This window comes from Mycobacterium kyogaense (assembly GCF_003254575.1).
Lineage (GTDB): Bacteria > Actinomycetota > Actinomycetes > Mycobacteriales > Mycobacteriaceae > Mycobacterium > Mycobacterium kyogaense.
Genome location: NZ_QJUA01000028.1, coordinates 1 through 17,821 on the forward strand (window position 1 = coordinate 1; position 17,821 = coordinate 17,821).

Consider the following 17,821-nt stretch of genomic DNA (forward strand, 5'->3'; position numbering starts at 1 on the left):
CCAGCGGCCCCAGCCCCCGCAGAATAGCGTTCCTGGCTGCTGGCGGGCCCGGATCGCAGCCGTGGCTTCTCACTCGGCGCTGATCGCTGTGCGACTCATCACACCCGCTGGGTACAAAGTGCAAAATTTGTAACACTGTCCCCATGACGGAGTTGGCGCAGCAGACCGAACCCCTCGACGACGCGCTGCCCTTGGGCCCGGGCTCGCTGGTGTGGAAGTACTTCGGCGACAACCGGATGTACCTGATCGGTCCGCGCCCAGCGGTGCTGCAGAACATGCTGGCCGAACTCGGGCAGGGCGTATACGACCATTCGACGTTCTTCGCCGACACCGCCGAGCGGCTGCGACGCACCATCCCGCCGATCTTCAACACCGTCTACGGCTCAGAAACCGATAACGCCGGCACCCAGGTCCGGGACTTCCACCATCACGTCAAGGGCGAGCTGCCCGGTACCGACCGTCGCTACCACGCGCTCGATCCGGACACCTACTTCTGGGCGCACGCGACATTCGTCGAGCAGATCTACTACTTCGCGGACACCTTCGTGAAGCGTCTGAGCCCTGCCGAGCGCGAGCAGATCTGGCAGGAATCCAAGACCTGGTATCGCCGCTACGGCGTCAGCGACCGGCCGATGCCCGCCACCTATGCCGACTTCGAACGCTACTGGGACACCATGTTGGAGCGCGTCGTCGTCGCGCACCCGTCGGCGAAGTACGGCGTCGGCTACGTCACCAAAGGGTTCCCGAAACCCAAGGCCGTGCACCCCCTGGTGTGGCGGCTCGTCGCGCCGATCTTCAACCCCCTCGCCGCGTTCCTGACCACCGGCGGTCTCCCGCCGCGCGCTCGCGAGCTGCTCAACCTGCCGTGGTCGGACCGTCAGGAACGGCGTTACCAGCGGTTCGCGGCGTGCTGGCGATCCCGCCCGGTCACGTGGGCATGGGATCATCTGCCGATGCGAGTGCGCTACACCGGATATGCGCTCAAGGGCTATGCCCGCGGCTGACGCCACGGCCCAGATCCTCGACGCGGCCCTCGTCGAGTTCGAACGGCACGGCTACCGTCGTGTCGCGCTCGACGACGTCGCCCGCCGCGCCGGCGTCAGCCGCACCACCATCTACCGGCGCTTCGCCAACAAGGACGAGCTCGTGGGTGCGGTGATCGAGCGGGAGAACATCAGATTGTTCGGCCACATCGCTTCAGAGCTCAAAAAGGTTGCGCAGCAAGACAATTACTATGTCGAGGCGTTCACGCTGTCGATCGTCGAGTTCCGCAACCACCGGGTGCTGCACGGCATGGTCCTCGACGATCCCGCGTTGGCTCTCGAGCTGGCCGGCCGGTACCACCGCGCCGCGATCGCGCGGATGATCGACGCGCTGCAGCAGATCTTCCCGCCCGGCTTCGCCGAGCGCATCGGAGCCGAGGCCGTCGAGGACTTCGCCGACTGCATCCTGCGGTACGCCGAGATGGTGTTGCTGCTGCCCAGTGCGCAACCGCTCCAGACCCCGGACGACATCCGCGCGTTCGCCCGCCGGCACTTCCTGCCGAGCGTGCCCGCCGCGCTACGTGGTGCGCTCGTCTGAGCGGCACCCGCTGTTTCGTTGCTCACACTTTCGGGCAGTCCCATGGCCATGAGCGCCGAAGACACCAGCACCGAACAGCGGTCCGCCGACGACACCCCCGACGTCGAACTCGAGCACGTCACCGAGACGCCGGACCCCGACAACCAGGAACTCACCGAGAAGCCGGAAGTCACCGATGAGCACCGGGAGAAGGCCAAGGAGATGGCCGAGGCCTACAAGGAAGAGAACTTGCAGACCACCACACTGCCGGGGAGTAGCGGCACGGTGTCGGGCACCTCGGTCACCGACTGGGTCGACGACGAGGACAAGGGCAAGATCGAGACCAGCGCCGACATCGGCAACGTCGAGTACCGCAACACCGACGAGTTCAAGAAGAAGCTCGAAGGCTGACGCTTCCGTCGCGACGCGCGACGCGCTTGCCTAGGCTGGACTGTCGTGACACCTCTGGCACAGATCGCGCCCGCCTTCGTGGACATGGCGCACTCGATCGTGTGGGCCTCGGTGGCCACCGTCGACGCGGACAGCAAACCCCGCACCCGCATTCTGCATCCGATCTGGGAGTGGGACGGGACTGACCTGTTCGGGTGGATCGCGACCGTGCCGAGCCCCGTCAAGCGGGCGCATCTGGCGGCTCATCCCGAGGTGTCGATCAGCTACTGGACCACGACGCACGACACGTGCAGCGCCGAGTGCCTCGTCGAGTGGTACACCGACGACGAGACGCGCCGTGACGTGTGGCGACGGTTCGCCACGGCGCCGCAGCCCGTGGGGTACGACCCGGCGATCATCCCGTTCTGGGCCGACGGCCCGACCAGCGACCAGTTCGCCGTGCTGCGGCTGGCGCCCTACCGGTTGCGGGTGATGCCGGGGACGACGATGACCGCCGGCACCGGCGAGGTGCTGACCTGGCGGTCGACGTGACGGTCCGCGACGACCGCACGGTCGACGTACGGGCGCTGCCCCCGGTTCCGCGGAGTCCGCTGCCGCTGCGTCGACTCCTCACGCTGGTCCGCCGGCTCGACATCGGCCAGGAGGTCATGCGCGAGGCCGGCGGTCCCGTCACCCGTATTCAATTGGGGCCGGCCAGATTCGTCCCGCCGATCATCGCGGTCATGTCCCCGGCCGGGATGCGAGATGTGCTGGGGCGCAACGACGCCGTCACCGATCGGTGCATCATCCACGACGAGGTGCGCCACATCGCCGGGGACAGCTTGTTCGTGCTGCCCAACGAGCAGTGGCGTCCGCGTAAGCGCGCGCTGCAGCCGGTGTTCACCAAGCTCAACGTCCGCACATTCGGCGGTCACATGTCCAGCGCGGCACAGGCTTTCGTGGATCGGTGGCCGGCCGGCGGCGAGGTGGACCTGGACACCGAGTGCCGCCGCGTCGCGATGCAGTCACTGGGTCGCTCGGTGCTCGGAGTCGATCTGAACGAACGCGGCGACACGATCGCCCGGTGCATGCACGTCGCGTCGTCCTACACGGCCGACCGTGCGTTGCGGCCGGTGCGGGCGCCGCGGTGGCTGCCCACCCCGGCCCGGCGGCGCGCCCGCCGCGCCGTCGACGCGATGCGGCGTATCACCGACGAGATGGTGCAGGCGTGCCGGGCTGATCCGGACCGTGATGCGCCGCTGGTGCAGGCGCTGCTCGCAGCGACCGATCCGCACACCGGACGGCCCCTGACCGACGACGAGATCGCCAACGATCTGTTGATCTTCATGCTGGCCGGCCACGACACGACCGCGACGGCCCTGACGTACGCGCTGTGGATTCTCGGGCACCACCCGGAAATCCAGGACAGGGTGGCGGCCGAGGCCGCGGCGATCGGGAGCGGCGAGCTGACGCCGGCCGACGTGTCCCGGCTCAGCTACACCGTGCAGGTGCTGCACGAGGCGGTCCGGTTGTGCCCGCCGGCTGCCGGGGTCGCGCGCGTGGCCACCCGGGACATCGAGGTGACGGGGTACCGGATCCCGGCCGGCAGCCTGGTGGCGCTCGGACTTTACGCGATGCACCGGGACCCCGAGCTGTGGCCTGATCCGATGACCTTCGATCCGGACCGGTTCAGCCCGGAGAACGTCGCCGCCCGGGACCGCTGGCAGTTCTTACCGTTCCTGGGTGGCTCGCGGCCGTGCATCGGCGAGCATTTCGCGCGCCTGGAGACGACGTTGGCGCTGGCCACCGTGGTCCGCGCGATGACCGTGGAGTCACTCGACGACGACTTCGAGTGTGAAACCCCGTTCACCACGGTGGCCAAGGGGCCGATCAGGGCCCGGTTGCGTCCCCGGACGTGAGCAACACCGCCTGTTCGAACGGCAGCAGGGTGAACAGTGGCCGCATCCACCCCGTCACGTGCGGCGCCGCCTCGGCCTTGCTCATCGCCCGGGGATTCGTCACCGGCAGCGATCGGCCGTGCCGGCGCAGGGTGCCGCTGCCGGCGGCGGTCAGGTTCTTCAGCCAGTCCCGGTCGGGACCGTAGGTCAGCAGGACGGCGACGCCGTCACGGGTGGAGAACACGGTCAGCGGCGTGCGGTAGGACTTCCCGGATCGGCGCCCGACGTGGTGCAGGATGCCCATCGTCGGCGCCCATCCGGCCCACAACCGCTGGATCGGGTTGGTGACGTGGCGATTGAACCGCGCGAGCCATTGCGGTAACTGCATGCGTCGATCATCCGCCCGGGCCGGCCACTACACCCTGTAGTTGACCGTTTTGACCCGGCTGGGACACTGGGACCCATGAGCAGTACCGACGTCTCCGCGAAGCTCTTCGCCGATGCGGCCTCGGTCATCCCCGGCGGCGTGAACTCGCCGGTTCGTGCCTTTGCCTCCGTGGGCGGCACCCCGCGGTTCATCACATCCGCGCAGGGCTGCTGGTTGACCGATGCCGACGGCAACCGCTACGCCGACCTGGTGTGTTCGTGGGGTCCGATGATCCTGGGCCACGCCCACCCCGCCGTCGTCGAGGCCGTGCAGCGCGCCGCCGCCGACGGGCTGTCGTTCGGGGCGCCGACACCGTCGGAGTCCGAACTGGCCCGCGAGATCATCGACCGCGTCGCCCCGGTGGAGCGGCTGCGGCTGGTCAACTCGGGTACCGAGGCGACGATGAGCGCGATACGGCTGGCGCGCGGGTTCACCGGCCGCGCCAAGATCGTCAAGTTCTCCGGCTGCTATCACGGCCACAGCGACGCGCTGCTCGCCGACGCCGGCTCGGGGGTCGCGACGCTGGGCCTGCCGTCCTCACCGGGGGTGACGGGCGCGGCCGCCGCGGACACCGTGGTGCTGCCGTACAACAACGTCGCCGCGGTCGAGGACGTCTTCGCCCGGTTCGGCGACGAGATCGCCTGCGTGATCACCGAGGCGAGCCCCGGCAACATGGGCACCGTCCCGCCGCTGCCCGGCTTCAACGCCGCGCTGCGCCGCATCACCGCCGCGCACGGGGCGCTGCTGATCAGCGACGAGGTGATGACGGGTTTCCGGGTCAGCCGATCGGGCTGGTACGGCCTCGACCCGGTCGATGCCGACCTGTTCGCGTTCGGCAAGGTCATGAGCGGCGGACTGCCTGCGGCGGCGTTCGGCGGCAGCGCCGAGGTCATGGGCCGGCTCGCCCCGCTGGGCCCGGTGTATCAGGCGGGCACGCTGTCGGGGAACCCGGTCGCGATGGCGGCGGGGTTGGCCACGCTGCGCGCCGCCGACGACGCCGTCTATGCGACTCTCGATGCGAACGCCGACCGGCTGATCGGTCTCATCGCCGGCGCGTTGGCCGACGCCGGTGTCGCGCATCAGATTCCGCGCGCAGGCAACATGTTCAGCGTGTTCTTCGGCGATGCCGAGCCGGTCACCGACTTCGCCTCGGCGAAGGGCACCGAGACGTGGCGCTTCCCGGCGTTCTTCCACGCGCTGCTCGACGCGGGTGTCTACCCGCCACCGAGCGCCTACGAATGCTGGTTCGTGTCAACAGCTCTCGACGACGAGGCGTTCGATCGGATCGCGACAGCGCTGCCCGGTGCGGCTCGCGCCGCGGCTCAGGCGACCCGCCCATGATCGAAACGATCGTGCATGTGATGCGGCACGGCGAGGTGCACAACCCGGAGAAGATCCTCTACGGCCGGCTGCCCGACTACCACCTCTCCGAGCGGGGCCAGGCGCAGGCGCGGCGGGTGGCGGACTGGCTCGCCGGCCGCGACATCACCCATGTGGTGGCCTCACCGTTGGAGCGGGCGCAGGAGACCGCAGCGCCCATTGCCGCCCATCACGGCCTGTCCGTCGGCACCGATGCGGAACTGATCGAGTCGGCCAACGTGTTCCAGGGCCAGAAGGTCTCGCCCGGTGACGGGGCGCTGCGCGATCCCCGCAACTGGTGGCATCTGCGCAATCCGCGCACCCCGTCGTGGGGGGAGCCGTACACGGAGATCGCGCAGCGAATGATCCGTGCGGTGCGGCGCGCGAAAGACACAGCCGCCGGGCACGAGGCGGTCTGCGTCAGTCACCAGCTGCCGGTCGAGACGCTGCGGCGGGCGATGACCGACAAAGCGCTGCACCATTTCCCGACTCGGCGCATGTGCAACCTCGCATCGGTCACGTCGTTCTACTTCCACGACGACGCCTGCGTGGGCTGGGGGTACGCGGAGCTGGCCGGGCAGTGAAGCGGCTGGTTGCCCTGCTGATGGCGGCGGTCGTGCTCACGGGATGCTCGACCGGCAGCGACGCCGTCGCGCAGGGGGGCAGCTTCGAGTTCGTCGCCCCCGGCGGCAAGACCGATATCGTCTACGATCCGCCGGCTGAGCGCGGCACCCCCGGTCCGGTGTCGGGCCCTGACCTTATGGACACCGGGAAGACGTTGTCGCTGAGCGACTTCGACGGCAAGGTCGTGGTGCTCAACGTGTGGGGTCAGTGGTGCGGGCCGTGTCGCACGGAGATCACCGAGCTCGAGAAGGTGTACCTGGCGACCAAGGACCGCGGCGTCGCGTTCCTCGGAATCGACGTGCGCGACAACAACATCGACGCGGCACGTGATTTCGTCGTCGACCGCGGTGTGACGTTCCCGTCCATCTACGACCCCGCGATGCGCACCCTGATCGCGTTCGGCGGCCGCTACCCGACCACGGTGATCCCGTCCACGGTGGTGCTGGACCGGCAGCACCGGGTCGCCGCGGTGTTCCTGCGGGAGTTGCTGGCCGCCGACCTGCAGCCGGTCGTCGAGCGGTTGGCGGCCGAGAAGTGAACGTCGCCGAGATCGCCTCCAGCGGACCGCTCCTGATCGCCGTCGCGGTCAGCGTGCTGGCGGGTGTGGTGTCGTTCGCCTCGCCGTGTGTGGTGCCACTGGTCCCGGGATACGTGTCGTATCTGGCCGCCGTCGTCGGGGTCGAGGACTCGCCTGCCGCATCAGGATCCGCGGTCGAGGTCCGCGGGGCGCGGCTGCGGGTGGCCGGCGCCGCGGCGTTGTTCGTGGCCGGTTTCACCGCGGTGTTCCTGCTCGGCACCGTCGCGGTGCTGGGCATGACGACGACGTTGATCACCAATGAGGTGCTGCTGCAACGCCTCGGCGGTGTCGTCACGATCGTGATGGGGCTCGTGTTCGTCGGGCTGGTGCCCGCGCTGCAACGTGACACCAGGTTCACCCCGCGTCAGATCTCCACGCTCGGCGGCGCCCCGCTGTTGGGCGCGGTGTTCGCGCTGGGGTGGACGCCGTGCCTGGGGCCGACGCTGACTGGGGTGATTGCGGTGGCGTCGGCGACCGAGGGCAGCAATGTCGCTCGCGGTGTGGTGCTGGTCATCGCCTACTGCCTGGGCCTGGGCATTCCGTTCGTGCTGTTGGCGTTCGGGTCCGCGCGTGCGGTCACCGGGCTGGGCTGGCTGCGCAGGCACACCCGCGCCATCCAGATCTTCGGGGGCGTGCTGCTGATCCTGGTAGGCACCGCGTTGGTCACCGGCCTGTGGGGCGAGTTCGTGTCCTGGGTGCGCGACGCGTTCGTCAGCGATGTGAGGCTCCCGATCTGATGGTCACCTCCTCTGCGCGAGCAGACGCGACGTCGAGCGATCGGGGCCCCAAAAGGTCCAGTTCGCGTCTGCTCGCCCTGATTCGGAACACCTGGCGGACGCTGACGTCCATGGGCACCGCGCTGGTGCTGCTGTTCCTGCTCGCGCTCGGCGCGATCCCGGGCGCGCTGCTGCCGCAGCGCAGCCTCAACGAGACCAAGGTCGCCCAGTACCTGGCCGAGCACCCGACGATCGGGCCGTGGCTCGACCGGGTGCAGGCCTTCGACGTGTTCTCGAGCTTCTGGTTCACCTCGATCTACGTGTTGCTGTTCGTGTCGCTGGTGGGCTGTCTGACGCCCCGGCTGGCCGAACACGTCCGCAGTCTGCGCGCCGATCCGGTGGCGGCCCCGCGCAACCTCGGCCGGCTGCCCAAGCACCACACCGCGCACGTCGACGGCGACGTCACCGCGGTGGCCGAGGCCATGGACCGGCAGCTCTCGGGGTGGCGGCGGTTCACCCGCAGCGAGGGCGGACACACCGGAGCCGCTCCGGCGGCGACATCAGGCACCGAGATCTCCGCGGAGAAGGGCTATCTGCGCGAGTTCGGCAACATCGTGTTCCACTTCTCGCTGCTGGGTCTGCTCGTCGCGGTCGCGGCCGGCAAGCTGTTCAGCTACGAGGGCAACGTGATCGTCGTCGCCGACGGTGGCCCCGGCTTCTGTTCGGCGTCGCCCGCGGCATTCGACTCCTTCCGCGCGGGCAACACGGTCGACGGCACCTCGCTCTATCCGATCTGCATGCGCGTCAACGACTTCAAGGCCGACTACCTGCCCAACGGGCAGGCCACGTCGTTCGCCGCCGATATCGAGTACCAGGCCGGTAACGACCTGTCCGCCGGCACGTGGCGGCCCTACCTGCTCAAGGTCAACGAGCCGCTGCGCGTGGGCGGGGACCGGGTCTACCTGCAGGGCCACGGCTACGCGCCGACATTCAGCGTGACGTTCCCCGACGGCCAGACCCGCACGCAGACGCTGCAGTGGCGGCCCGAAGACCAGATCACGTTCCTCTCCTCAGGCGCGATGCGCTTCGACCCGCCCGGCGGGACGTACTCCGACGAGCGGGAGCGGCGCAAGAACCAGATCGCCATCCAGGGTCTGTTCGCCCCGACCGAGCAGCTCGACGGCACGCTGCTGTCGTCGAAGTACCCCGCGCTCAACGATCCCGCGGTCGCCGTCGACATCTACAAGGGCGACACCGGCCTGGACACCGGCCGGCCGCAATCGCTGTTCTCGCTGGACCCGCGCATGATCGACCAGGGTCGGCTGACCAAGGTCGCGCGCGTCAACCTGAGCGCGGGCCAGGACACCCGGCTGCCCGACGGCACGCTCGTGCGCTTCGACGGCGCGGTGCCGTTCGTCAACCTGCAGGTGTCCCACGACCCCGCTCAGGTCTGGGTGTTGGTGTTCGCGATGACGATGATGGGCGGGCTGATCGTCTCGCTGGTCATTCGTCGCCGCCGCGTCTGGGTGCGTCTGACGCCCGGGCCGGCGGGTACCGTGAACGTCGAGCTCGGCGGGCTGGCGCGGACCGACAACTCGGGCTGGGGCGACGAGTTCGAGCGCCTCACGGCGAAACTGCTCTCCGCTGCGGAGAGCAGTGCCGCGGGCACGACAGCGTCCACAGAGAAGGAAACGGATCGGGCATGAACACCACCCACATCGATCTCGGGCTGGCCCGCTACTCCGATTGGGCGTTCACGTCATCGATCGTCGTGCTCGTGGTGGCCCTGCTCCTGCTCGCAGTCGAGCTGGCCTACAGCCGCGGACGCCAGGTCGAGCATCGTGATCTGGTGGCCGCGGGGTCGGTGACCGGTGACGGGCCCGGGCGGGTGTTCGACGCGCCGCGCCGGCCGTTCGACGAGCGCATCGGGTCGGCGGGCCTGGCCCTGGTCTACGTCGGCATCGGACTGCTGCTCGCCTGCATCGTCCTGCGCGGGTTGTCCACGGCACGGGTGCCGTGGGGCAACATGTACGAGTTCATCAACCTGACCAGCTTCTGCGGCCTAGTCGCGGGTGCAGTGGTCCTGCGTAAACCTCAGTACCGGTCGCTGTGGGTGTTCGTGCTGGTACCCGTACTGATCCTGCTGACCGTGTCGGGCAAGTGGCTGTACTCCCACGCCGCGCCCGTGATGCCGGCGCTGCAGTCCTACTGGCTGCCCATCCACGTGTCGGTCGTGAGCATCGGCTCGGGGGTGTTCCTGGTGGCCGGTGTGGCGAGCATCCTGTTCCTGCTCAAGATGTCCCCGCTGGGAGATGCCGGGCGCACCGACGCCGTGGGCCGCATCGTGGCGCGGCTGCCCGACGCCCAGACGCTCGATCGCATCGCGTATCGCACCACCATCTTCGCGTTCCCGATCTTCGGGTTCGGCGTGATCTTCGGCGCGATCTGGGCCGAGGAGGCGTGGGGCCGCTACTGGGGTTGGGACCCCAAGGAGACGGTGTCGTTCATCGCGTGGGTCGTCTACGCGGCGTACCTGCACGCCCGGTCGACGGCCGGCTGGCGCGACCGCAAGGCGGCGTGGATCAACGTCGTCGGCTTCGTCGCGATGGTGTTCAACCTGTTCTTCATCAACCTGGTGACGGTCGGGCTGCACTCCTACGCCGGCGTGGGGTAGGAACGATCGGGTGGTGACCGATACGCAAGGAAGCTTTCGCGCGCAGCACCGGTTCTCCGATCCGATGGCCGAGGTGCCCGCGGAGTGGACGGCACCGACGCCACCCCGGGGAATGCCGCCGGTGACCACCGCACCCGAGCAGGCCGGCTCTGCGACCCCCGACCCGCCGCCGTATCTGGACCTGTCGACCGTCGCCTTGCTGGGCAAGGCGCGCAAGGGTCCGTCGACGGGGTGGCGCAAGTGGCTCTACCGCAGTTCGGGTGGTCTGGTCGACGCGGGGGAAAGCCCCCGCGCTGTGCGGCACGACCAGTTGGTGGCGCAGGTGCAGACGCCGCTGCGCAGCTGCTATCGGATCGCGATGTCGTCTCAGAAGGGCGGGGTCGGCAAGACGACCATCACCGCGACGCTGGGCGCAACGTTCGCGAGCACGCGCGGCGACCGCGTCGTCGCCGTGGACGCGAACCCGGACCGGGGCACCCTGAGTCAGAAGGTGCCGTTGGAGACGGCCGCCACCGTGCGGCACCTGTTGCGCGACATCGAGGGCATCGACTCCTACAGCGATGTGCGGCAGTACACCTCGCAGGGTGCCAGCCGACTGGAAGTGCTCGCGTCCGAGAGTGATCCGGCGGTGTCGGTGGCGTTCAGCGCCGAAGACTACGGGCGCACGCTGGACGTGCTCGAGCGGTTCTACAGCGTGGTGCTGACCGACTGCGGGACAGGCATGGTGCATTCGGCGATGTCAGCTGTCCTCGACAAGGCCGATGCGTTGGTGGTGATCAGTTCCGGTTCGGTGGACGGGGCGCGCAGCGCCTCGGCGACGCTGGACTGGCTCGACGCGCACGGGCGAGAGGACTTGGTGCGCACCTCGATCGCGGTGATCAACGGAGCGCGGCCACGGTCGCGGCGCAGCGATCGGAAAGTCGATCTGGACAAGGTCGTCGACCATTTCACGCGGCGTTGCCGGGCGGTCTGCCAGGTGCCGTTCGATCCTCACCTCGAAGAAGGCGCCGAGGTCGATCTCGCACGGCTGCGTCCGGCAACCTCGGAAGCGCTTCTGGAACTGGCTGCGACAGTGGCACAAGGCTTTCCGGGCGTGCGCCAACCGACGCTCGGCTGAGGAGTCAGGACCGGGGTCGGTCGTCGCGCGGGGTGATGCGCCGCAGGAAATCGGGATCGTCGTCGGGTCCGATGGTCCGCGTGCGCGGGCGCTGGGCAGACATTCGGGCCACCCGCCAGCCGACGTAGACCAGAGCGGCCAGCACGAGAATCAGGAGCAAATAGGCCACGAAAAAAACCTCCTTCGTGCCAATATACGCGCCCTCGGTAGGCTCGGACCGTGACTGACGAACGGCCCCGATCCCGCCTGCTGCTCGACGTCGCGGCGTACGTCGCGGCCCGTCTCGTCCTCGTCGTCGTGGTCGCCGCGGCGATCCTCGGCATCGGAGCGCTGATCGGCCTGCGCGACTTCCCGGTGGTGGTGGCATTGATGTTCGCGATCGTCATCGCCCTGCCGCTGGGCATCTGGTTGTTCGCCCCGCTGCGTCGGCGGGCCACCGAGAGCATCGCTGCCGTCGACGAGCGTCGCCGCGCCGAGCGGGCCCAGCTCCAGGCCCGGCTGCGCGGTGACAACACGTCGGGGCCCGGGGCTGCCTGACCGGTCCGCAGCAAACTTTCTGCGAATACTCCCCGCGAGACGTGGGTAACCCACGTCACATGAGCCAGCACGATCTCATACCCCGGCACCCGGGTCTCGGCGCCGTAGGAAGTAGCGACGCGGAAGAAGCGGCAGCGCTGTACCAGCGCTGGATCAAGGAATTGTGGGCCGGCAGGACCGTTGCCGCCGAGTTGGTGTCTGCGGATTTCGTCGGCCACTGGCCCACTCACGACGTGCAGGGGCCGGAGCAACTCCAGGCGATCGTCGACGACACCCGCAAGCGGTTGCGCGAACTGCTGTTCGTCATCGACGTCGGCCCGCTGATCGACGGGGACATGGTGGCTGCCCGCTGGATCAGTACCGGGGCCACCCGGTCGGGTCCCGCGCGGTTCACCGGCAACGACCTCCTGCGGGTGGCCGACGGCAAGATCGTCGAGTACTGGGCGGGGACGTCGGCTGCTTAGCGCTGCGCCGCGTCGGTGAGGAGTCGCTGTAGCGCGTCGAGGGGGTCGCCCTGACCCGGATCGAGACGACGGGTCTGGGGGGCTTCCTGCGACGGTGCGGCTCCTGTCACGGGTGCCGCCGCGGCCGACGCGGGTGGCGGTGGAGGGGGCGCCGGCGGTGCCACCGCACCGAGATTCTGCAGCTTCGCGGCTATGCGCGCGGCGGCGTCTTCCCGCACCGCCCGGCGATCGGCGTCGGGGTCGTCGTTGCCCGCGAAGCAGCCCGTCGGTGCGTCGTCGATGACCGCCAAGGCGCTGGCGTACCGCTCGCGCGCGTCATCGAGCCGTGCTTCCCACGCCGCGACATCGGCCTGTCGTTCCCGTACGAGTTCGAGGTTCACCCGCACCGCGCACGACCGGTCACCGGGCGTGCGCCCCAGCGACTCCGAGAACTCGGCGTCGGCGTCGGCGAGCCGGTCCTGCAGGACCGCGAGCGCGCCCGCGGCGGAATGGGTGGTGGCCGGCTGGATCACACCGAACCTCTGCAGCACCGCGACGTCGTCGGCAAGCGCTCCGACGGCACCGGACGCGTAGTTCTCCTGCGCCGAGCGCCCGGCGACGACCACGGAGATCAGCGCGCCTGCGACGACGAGCGCGAGCGCTGCCGGCAGTGCCGACAGCAGCATGAGGCGCCGCCGCTGCCGAAGCCGTGCGGGCCGTGGACCGCCGGTCATGTCAGCACCTCCCGTGCCGTCGACCGGGCACGCCGCACATCCCTGACCGACCAGCCGATCTCGACGAGCAGCAGGCCCGACGCGACGAGAGTGAGAAGCCAGTAGAACTCATCGCGCCGCTCACCGACGACGCCGTCCGCGGGTGGGGACTCCGACGGCCCGGCGGTGGTCGGGAGCGGCTGACCGGGAGTCCGTGTCGACATGCCGACGCCGAGATCGTCGGCGACACCGCGCAACCGCTGTTCGCCGAGAGCGTCGGAGCCGTACCCGAACACCTGACCGCCGTCGATCCGGCCGACATCGAACTGCCCCTGGGGGGCGGTGGATTGCGGAGCCCCGGAGCCGAAGTAGTACACCAGGCTGTCCGAGCCGGGATATTGCTGGGCTGCTGAGATCAGCTGGTAGCGAAGCACTGTCGCCGCGGCGGAAGCGTTGACCTGGTCGGCGTTGTCGCCCGGCGCTGGCTCGAGCGCAGAGACGACGGGCCGCAGGCTGAAGGTGTCCGCCGACAGCGGCCAGTCGACGGCAGGGCGGTCGGCGAACGAGATCAGCGCGAACCGGGCGCCGGGGTTGGTCTCGATGACGGCCTGGATGTCGTCGCGGATGCCCGCGATCCGGGGCCGACCGTTGAAGTCCGGGATGGCCGAATCCGCGGAACGGTCGACCACCAGGTAGATGTTCTCGCCGCCACGGGTGGACGACGGAGGGCGCGCCTCTGAGCGCAGCCCCGCGGCCGGCCGCGCTGCGGCCACCAGCAGCAGTGCCATGGCCGCGGTCACCAAGAACCACCGCAGCGGCGCCCATCCGCCGGCTTTGATCGCGGGCCATGCCGACAGCGCGCGCAGGATCGCCAGCACCGCGGCGACCGCGGCCAACACCAGCGGGGGTAGTACCGGGTCGAAGGTCATCGCCGCACCGCCATCAGGGAGACCGCGAGGAGCCCTGCGAGCGCGAGCCCGCCGACGAGGACGACGGTGGGGGAGTCGCGTCGTTGGTCGGCGTCGCCGGGCGCCCCTGCGCGGATGGCGTCGAGCTGACCGTCGAGGGTCGCGGTGTCGAACCGGACGAAGGTGCCGCCGCTGGCTCGCGAGATCGCGGCCAGCGCATCGGTCTGACGCCCGGCCGTTGCGACGGCGTTGACCTGGATGCCGCCGCGACGGGCCATGTCGATCACCTGCTCGTCGGTGAACAGCGACGGCCTGTCGTCGCCGGGCGCCCGCAACGATCCCGGCCCCAGGTAGATCACCGAGCGGCGGGTGTCGCCGGGCGTCTGGAAATCGGGGAATCCCGTCATGCACAGCGACAGTACGTCGGCGACGGTCGGTGCGTAGTCGGCGTATTCGACTGCACCGGTGAATGATTCGAGGCGGGGCGGGTCCGGTACGCGACTGGCGTCGGCGTACTCGCCGAATCTACCTGCGGCGAACTGGTAGTCGCGGGTGAGCGGCACGAGCCGGCGGTCGGTGGAGGTGAGTCCGATGCGCTGGGTGCCAAAGGTCAGTGTCTGGCGTGCGAAGTAGCCGAGGAACCTCCCGGTCGCCGGATCGGTGACAGGCTGGCCGACGCAGAGCATGATGTCGTCACGAGGACCGCTGCCGGTGTCGACCGGTGCGGTCGGCCGGGCGGACGCCAGGAGTGTCGTCGCGAACAGCAAGATCAGAAGCGCGACCGCGATCGCCGTCATCCGAGTCTGTCGCCGCACCACCGCGCGATACTCGGGCAGCCGAGTGAGGCGGGCGGTGTGGGCCAGGGGTTCTCGGCGTTGCGCCGCGCGGGGTGTGGGTATCAACAGCGCAGCGGCGACGACGAGGGTCACCACGACTGCGCCGAGGGCCGGCACGGCCCACCAGGTCAGACCCATGAGCGGATCACGTCCTCGGTATCGGCGCCGAGCCTGTCGATGTCGGCGGTCGACGCCGCGCTGAACTGGGCGTCGCCGAGCGCTTCGAGGATGGGCGCTGCCGCAGCGAGATCACCTGCGGCGATGTCTTTCAGCTGCATGAACTGGGCGCGCCGGCCGGTGGCCTGGTGCAGAAACGTCCGCAGCGTCCGGCTCAGTGCTGCACTCGCGGCGACATCGGTGAGCTCACCCACGCGGTGCTGCCGGACGATGGTGTGGACCCGGCGTGCGAAGCGCTGTCGCAGCAGCCGGGCGTGCGCGTCGCGAACCACAGGCATGGTGCGCAATTGTCGGGACGGGAGCGTCGACACGACGATGGCTGCGTACCAACCGGATACGGCCAAGATCAGGGCCAGCCCCAGCCACAGCCACCACAGTGAGTATCCCGGTGGACCGCTGACGAAGCGCAACAGGTCATCCGGCACGGGAGCGAACTCTCGTCAATTCGCCGACACGCAACCGCAACTCGGCGCTGCTTGTCACTCGAACGTGCGGTATCGCGTGCTCGGCCAACATCTCGGTGAGACGTTGCCGGCGCCGGTGTTCGGCCCGTTCGTAGGCGGCGATCACACGGGGATCGGCTGCGGCCGTCGCGAGCACCGGCCGGCCGGTGCCGACGTCATAGCCGCCGTGGCGACCCACCTCCGTCGGTGCGCGGTCGGCGACCATGGCCCACAGCAGATCGTGGCGGCCGGAGAGCCGGCTCACCACGTCGACGAGACGGTCGTCGACGTCGGGCTCGTCGGAGACCACGACGATGAGCAGCGGATGGCGGTAATGCGTTGCCACATACTGTAATTGGCAGGTGATGTCGCTGACGTCACGTTCGCTGCCCGCATCGTGGTAGCGGTGCAGCATGCTCTCGACGTGCGTCTCACCGCGGCGCAGCCGGATGTGCGCACTGCCGCGGGCATCGCCGAACACCATGCCGATCTCGTCGGAGCGGCCGAGGGTGATCAGTCCGATCGCGCCCGCGATGAGCCCGGCGACATCGCACTTGGCTTCTCCGCTCGGAGTGAGAGCGGTCATGTCACGGCCGGTGTCGGCCACCAGCAACACCTTGTGATGCTTCTCGGAGACGAAGCGCTTGATCAGTACGTCGCCGGAGCGCGCCGAGGCCTTCCAGTCGATGTCCCGGACGTCGTCACCGGGAACGTAGGGCCGTAGCTCGTCGAATTCGAGGGTGCGGGTGTGCAGCAGTGCGTGCCGGCCGCCGTCGAGCATGCCGCGGGTGTCACCGCCGAACAGTGACCGGACCCTGGTGAGGTGCTTGCCCATCGCCGCGCCCCGCTAGGGCACCCGCACCGCGCCCAGCGCCGCGTCGATGACCCGGCCGGGCGTGACTCCGGTGCTGGCCGCCTCGAAACTGAGGATCAATCGGTGCTGCAGGACGCGGTGGGCCAGGTCGGCGATGTCGCCGGGGAGGACATGGGTGCGGCCCGACAGCAGCGCCAGTGCCCGCGCTGCGGTGCACAGCGCGATCGTGGCGCGCGGGCTGGCGCCGTACTCGACGACTCGGGCCACGTGCGACGGAAGGTACTTCTCCGCGTCACGGGTGACGCCGACCAGGCGGCTGGCGTAGAGCATCAGGTCGCGGCTGAGGTGTACCTCGGCCGCGACGCGCTGGACGTGCCGGATGTCCTCGAGCGTGGCGACGGGACGGGTCCGGTGTCCGCGGTCATAGAGCCCGGTGTCACGGCGGATCAGCACCTCGACCTCTTCTTCTGGCGAGGGATACCTGACGATCTCCTTGATCAGGAACCTGTCGGTCTGGGCCTCCGACAGCGCGTAGGTGCCTTCCTGGTCGACGGGGTTCTGCGTGGCGATGACGAGGAACGGGTCGTCGATCGGATACACGGTGCCGGCGATGGTGGTCTGCCGTTCCTCCATCGCCTCCAGCATCGCGCTCTGGGTCTTGGCGCTGGAGCGGTTGATCTCGTCGAGAAGCACCACATTGGCGTGCACAGGCCCCAGCTGGGTGACGAATGCCGCCCCACCCCGAGCCGACGCGTCGTAGATCTGGGTGCCGATGATGTCGCTGGGCAGCAGGTCGGGCGTGCACTGGATGCGGCGGAACCGGCCGTCGATGGATTCGGCGATCACGCGCGCTGCGGTGGTCTTGGCCAGCCCGGGGACGCTTTCGAGCAGCACGTGGCCGCCGGTCAGCAAGCCGATCAGCAGCGATTCCCGGAGATGTTCCTGGCCGACCACTTTCGCGGAGAACGCCGCCGACAGCGCGGCCACGACTCGCTGGGCCTCGGCGGTGTCATGCGGAACGGGGGCAGCAGTCATCCCGCCTCATGTACCACCGCGACCGGACCGGCAAACCGCAGCACCGCTCGGGGTCCGCTCCTTATCCTGGCGCAGGTGACCGATGGAGTGGCTGAACGCTTCGACGACGCGGGACGCGCGGCGGTCGATGCGGCCCGTCGGATGGCAGTCTGGACCGGTGCTTCCGAGGTTGGGAGGGAGCACTTGGCGGTGGGTGTCCTGCAGTACAGCGACGACGAAATCCGTCTCGTGCTCACGCGCTATGGCATCACGGCCGACGCAGCCCGACGCCGGTTGATCCCGGCCCGACCGGGTGAGCCGGCCGTGACCGCGCCGCCGTTCGCTCGGACCGTGAAGTCGACGTTGAGCGTCGCGCACACGTTGACGCTCGCCGGGCGAAGCAGGATCGGCTGCGCACATCTCCTGCTGGCCCTGATCATGATGCGGGAGCCATCGCTGCTGGCTTTCTTCCGAGATCGAGCGGAGGTCGATGAGGTCGTCGCTGCGTTGACGTCTCACCTGGGCGAAGCAGGCTGACGCGCAACGAAAAAGAGTGCGATGACTGCACTGGCTGTCACCACGTTGCACCGCGTC

Annotated in this window: 23 protein-coding genes; 15 read left to right on the forward strand and 8 right to left on the reverse strand. The window is 69.2% G+C overall.

Going from position 1 to position 17,821, the window contains the following annotated elements; genetic code table 11:
* Window positions 1-143: 143 nt before the first annotated feature.
* From DMB80_RS18300 to DMB80_RS18320, 5 genes are all read left to right on the forward strand, one after another.
* Window positions 144-1,004, forward strand: coding sequence for an oxygenase MpaB family protein (locus tag DMB80_RS18300; RefSeq protein WP_111511162.1), 861 nt, complete (start codon window positions 144-146; stop codon window positions 1,002-1,004).
* Window positions 991-1,581 (forward strand): TetR/AcrR family transcriptional regulator, encoded by a 591-nt coding sequence (locus DMB80_RS18305; protein WP_111511163.1) that lies wholly within the window; start codon window positions 991-993, stop codon window positions 1,579-1,581. Before DMB80_RS18300 ends, DMB80_RS18305 begins: the two co-directional genes overlap by 14 nt.
* Before the next feature lie 48 nt (window positions 1,582-1,629).
* Window positions 1,630-1,971, forward strand: coding sequence for a hypothetical protein (locus tag DMB80_RS18310; protein ID WP_111511232.1), 342 nt, complete (start codon window positions 1,630-1,632; stop codon window positions 1,969-1,971).
* A gap of 84 nt (window positions 1,972-2,055) precedes the next feature.
* Window positions 2,056-2,502: a pyridoxamine 5'-phosphate oxidase family protein gene (locus DMB80_RS18315; protein WP_111511233.1), complete on the forward strand. Its 447-nt coding sequence runs from the start codon at window positions 2,056-2,058 to the stop codon at window positions 2,500-2,502.
* Window positions 2,499-3,869: a cytochrome P450 gene (locus DMB80_RS18320; RefSeq protein ID WP_111511164.1), complete on the forward strand. Its 1,371-nt coding sequence runs from the start codon at window positions 2,499-2,501 to the stop codon at window positions 3,867-3,869. The genes DMB80_RS18315 and DMB80_RS18320 overlap by 4 nt, the downstream gene beginning before the upstream one ends.
* On the opposite strand, the gene DMB80_RS18325 is transcribed toward DMB80_RS18320, so the two are convergent.
* Entirely contained in the window at window positions 3,841-4,236 is a 396-nt protein-coding gene (locus DMB80_RS18325; RefSeq protein WP_111511165.1) for a nitroreductase family deazaflavin-dependent oxidoreductase, read from the reverse strand. The genes DMB80_RS18320 and DMB80_RS18325 overlap by 29 nt on opposite strands.
* A gap of 75 nt (window positions 4,237-4,311) precedes the next feature.
* Here DMB80_RS18325 and hemL point away from each other — a divergent pair, with 75 nt between their 5' ends.
* The 7 genes from hemL (at window position 4,312) to DMB80_RS18360 (ending at window position 11,342) form a co-directional block, all read left to right on the forward strand.
* Complete coding sequence (hemL, locus tag DMB80_RS18330) at window positions 4,312-5,616, forward strand: glutamate-1-semialdehyde 2,1-aminomutase (RefSeq protein WP_111511166.1); 1,305 nt, start codon at window positions 4,312-4,314, stop codon at window positions 5,614-5,616.
* A complete protein-coding gene (locus DMB80_RS18335) occupies window positions 5,613-6,218 on the forward strand; it encodes a histidine phosphatase family protein (protein WP_111511167.1) in 606 nt (201 codons plus the stop codon). The genes hemL and DMB80_RS18335 overlap by 4 nt, the downstream gene beginning before the upstream one ends.
* Window positions 6,215-6,796, forward strand: coding sequence for a TlpA disulfide reductase family protein (locus tag DMB80_RS18340; RefSeq protein WP_111511168.1), 582 nt, complete (start codon window positions 6,215-6,217; stop codon window positions 6,794-6,796). The genes DMB80_RS18335 and DMB80_RS18340 overlap by 4 nt, the downstream gene beginning before the upstream one ends.
* Window positions 6,793-7,572 (forward strand): cytochrome c biogenesis CcdA family protein, encoded by a 780-nt coding sequence (locus DMB80_RS18345; protein ID WP_111511169.1) that lies wholly within the window; start codon window positions 6,793-6,795, stop codon window positions 7,570-7,572. Before DMB80_RS18340 ends, DMB80_RS18345 begins: the two co-directional genes overlap by 4 nt.
* Window positions 7,572-9,257, forward strand: coding sequence for a cytochrome c biogenesis protein ResB (gene resB, locus DMB80_RS18350; protein ID WP_111511170.1), 1,686 nt, complete (start codon window positions 7,572-7,574; stop codon window positions 9,255-9,257). The genes DMB80_RS18345 and resB overlap by 1 nt, the downstream gene beginning before the upstream one ends.
* A complete protein-coding gene (gene ccsB, locus DMB80_RS18355) occupies window positions 9,254-10,225 on the forward strand; it encodes a c-type cytochrome biogenesis protein CcsB (protein ID WP_111511171.1) in 972 nt (323 codons plus the stop codon). The genes resB and ccsB overlap by 4 nt, the downstream gene beginning before the upstream one ends.
* Window positions 10,226-10,289: 64 nt before the next feature.
* Complete coding sequence (locus tag DMB80_RS18360) at window positions 10,290-11,342, forward strand: MinD/ParA family ATP-binding protein (RefSeq protein ID WP_111511234.1); 1,053 nt, start codon at window positions 10,290-10,292, stop codon at window positions 11,340-11,342.
* A gap of 4 nt (window positions 11,343-11,346) precedes the next feature.
* Here DMB80_RS18360 and DMB80_RS28185 read toward each other — a convergent pair whose 3' ends face one another.
* On the reverse strand, window positions 11,347-11,511 hold the full coding sequence (locus DMB80_RS28185; protein WP_162938604.1) for a hypothetical protein: 165 nt from the start codon (window positions 11,509-11,511) through the stop codon (window positions 11,347-11,349).
* A gap of 50 nt (window positions 11,512-11,561) precedes the next feature.
* Between DMB80_RS28185 and DMB80_RS18365 the strand changes: the two genes are divergently transcribed.
* Together DMB80_RS18365 and DMB80_RS18370 are read left to right on the forward strand one after the other, a co-directional pair.
* Window positions 11,562-11,879: a DUF4229 domain-containing protein gene (locus tag DMB80_RS18365; RefSeq protein ID WP_111511172.1), complete on the forward strand. Its 318-nt coding sequence runs from the start codon at window positions 11,562-11,564 to the stop codon at window positions 11,877-11,879.
* A gap of 59 nt (window positions 11,880-11,938) precedes the next feature.
* Window positions 11,939-12,343, forward strand: coding sequence for an ester cyclase (locus DMB80_RS18370; RefSeq protein ID WP_111511173.1), 405 nt, complete (start codon window positions 11,939-11,941; stop codon window positions 12,341-12,343).
* Here the strand turns inward: DMB80_RS18370 and DMB80_RS18375 are convergent.
* Genes DMB80_RS18375 through DMB80_RS18400 form a run of 6 tightly spaced genes read right to left on the reverse strand, consistent with a single transcriptional unit; the run spans window position 12,340 to window position 17,248 of the window.
* Entirely contained in the window at window positions 12,340-13,056 is a 717-nt protein-coding gene (locus DMB80_RS18375; protein ID WP_111511174.1) for a hypothetical protein, read from the reverse strand. The genes DMB80_RS18370 and DMB80_RS18375 overlap by 4 nt on opposite strands.
* Window positions 13,053-13,964 (reverse strand): vWA domain-containing protein, encoded by a 912-nt coding sequence (locus DMB80_RS18380; RefSeq protein ID WP_111511175.1) that lies wholly within the window; start codon window positions 13,962-13,964, stop codon window positions 13,053-13,055. The genes DMB80_RS18375 and DMB80_RS18380 overlap by 4 nt, the downstream gene beginning before the upstream one ends.
* A complete protein-coding gene (locus DMB80_RS18385) occupies window positions 13,961-14,917 on the reverse strand; it encodes a hypothetical protein (RefSeq protein ID WP_111511176.1) in 957 nt (318 codons plus the stop codon). Before DMB80_RS18385 ends, DMB80_RS18380 begins: the two co-directional genes overlap by 4 nt.
* A complete protein-coding gene (locus DMB80_RS18390) occupies window positions 14,908-15,381 on the reverse strand; it encodes a hypothetical protein (RefSeq protein ID WP_111511177.1) in 474 nt (157 codons plus the stop codon). The genes DMB80_RS18385 and DMB80_RS18390 overlap by 10 nt, the downstream gene beginning before the upstream one ends.
* Window positions 15,371-16,234, reverse strand: coding sequence for a DUF58 domain-containing protein (locus DMB80_RS18395; protein WP_111511178.1), 864 nt, complete (start codon window positions 16,232-16,234; stop codon window positions 15,371-15,373). The genes DMB80_RS18390 and DMB80_RS18395 overlap by 11 nt, the downstream gene beginning before the upstream one ends.
* Before the next feature lie 12 nt (window positions 16,235-16,246).
* A complete protein-coding gene (locus DMB80_RS18400) occupies window positions 16,247-17,248 on the reverse strand; it encodes an AAA family ATPase (protein WP_111511179.1) in 1,002 nt (333 codons plus the stop codon).
* A 75-nt stretch (window positions 17,249-17,323) separates the two neighbouring features.
* Between DMB80_RS18400 and DMB80_RS18405 the strand changes: the two genes are divergently transcribed.
* The gene (locus DMB80_RS18405; RefSeq protein WP_162938605.1) at window positions 17,324-17,764 is read left to right on the forward strand and encodes a Clp protease N-terminal domain-containing protein; all 441 of its coding nucleotides are present in this window, start codon (window positions 17,324-17,326) and stop codon (window positions 17,762-17,764) included.
* The last annotated feature ends 57 nt before the right edge of the window (window positions 17,765-17,821 follow it).

What these genes read in the sequence shown, in the direction of transcription:
- DMB80_RS18300 (WP_111511162.1), top strand. Translation starts at nt 144, where the DNA reads ATGACGGAGTTGGCGCAGCAGACCGAACCCCTCGACGACGCGCTGCCC.
- DMB80_RS18305 (WP_111511163.1), top strand. Translation starts at nt 991, where the DNA reads ATGCCCGCGGCTGACGCCACGGCCCAGATCCTCGACGCGGCCCTCGTC.
- DMB80_RS18310 (WP_111511232.1), top strand. Translation starts at nt 1,630, where the DNA reads ATGAGCGCCGAAGACACCAGCACCGAACAGCGGTCCGCCGACGACACC.
- DMB80_RS18315 (WP_111511233.1), top strand. Translation starts at nt 2,056, where the DNA reads ATGGCGCACTCGATCGTGTGGGCCTCGGTGGCCACCGTCGACGCGGAC.
- DMB80_RS18325 (WP_111511165.1), bottom strand. Translation starts at nt 4,236, where the DNA reads ATGCAGTTACCGCAATGGCTCGCGCGGTTCAATCGCCACGTCACCAAC.
- hemL (WP_111511166.1), top strand. Translation starts at nt 4,312, where the DNA reads ATGAGCAGTACCGACGTCTCCGCGAAGCTCTTCGCCGATGCGGCCTCG.
- DMB80_RS18335 (WP_111511167.1), top strand. Translation starts at nt 5,613, where the DNA reads ATGATCGAAACGATCGTGCATGTGATGCGGCACGGCGAGGTGCACAAC.
- resB (WP_111511170.1), top strand. Translation starts at nt 7,572, where the DNA reads ATGGTCACCTCCTCTGCGCGAGCAGACGCGACGTCGAGCGATCGGGGC.
- ccsB (WP_111511171.1), top strand. Translation starts at nt 9,254, where the DNA reads ATGAACACCACCCACATCGATCTCGGGCTGGCCCGCTACTCCGATTGG.
- DMB80_RS18360 (WP_111511234.1), top strand. Translation starts at nt 10,290, where the DNA reads ATGGCCGAGGTGCCCGCGGAGTGGACGGCACCGACGCCACCCCGGGGA.
- DMB80_RS18370 (WP_111511173.1), top strand. Translation starts at nt 11,939, where the DNA reads ATGAGCCAGCACGATCTCATACCCCGGCACCCGGGTCTCGGCGCCGTA.
- DMB80_RS18375 (WP_111511174.1), bottom strand. Translation starts at nt 13,056, where the DNA reads ATGACCGGCGGTCCACGGCCCGCACGGCTTCGGCAGCGGCGGCGCCTC.
- DMB80_RS18380 (WP_111511175.1), bottom strand. Translation starts at nt 13,964, where the DNA reads ATGACCTTCGACCCGGTACTACCCCCGCTGGTGTTGGCCGCGGTCGCC.
- DMB80_RS18385 (WP_111511176.1), bottom strand. Translation starts at nt 14,917, where the DNA reads ATGGGTCTGACCTGGTGGGCCGTGCCGGCCCTCGGCGCAGTCGTGGTG.
- DMB80_RS18395 (WP_111511178.1), bottom strand. Translation starts at nt 16,234, where the DNA reads ATGGGCAAGCACCTCACCAGGGTCCGGTCACTGTTCGGCGGTGACACC.
- DMB80_RS18400 (WP_111511179.1), bottom strand. Translation starts at nt 17,248, where the DNA reads ATGACTGCTGCCCCCGTTCCGCATGACACCGCCGAGGCCCAGCGAGTC.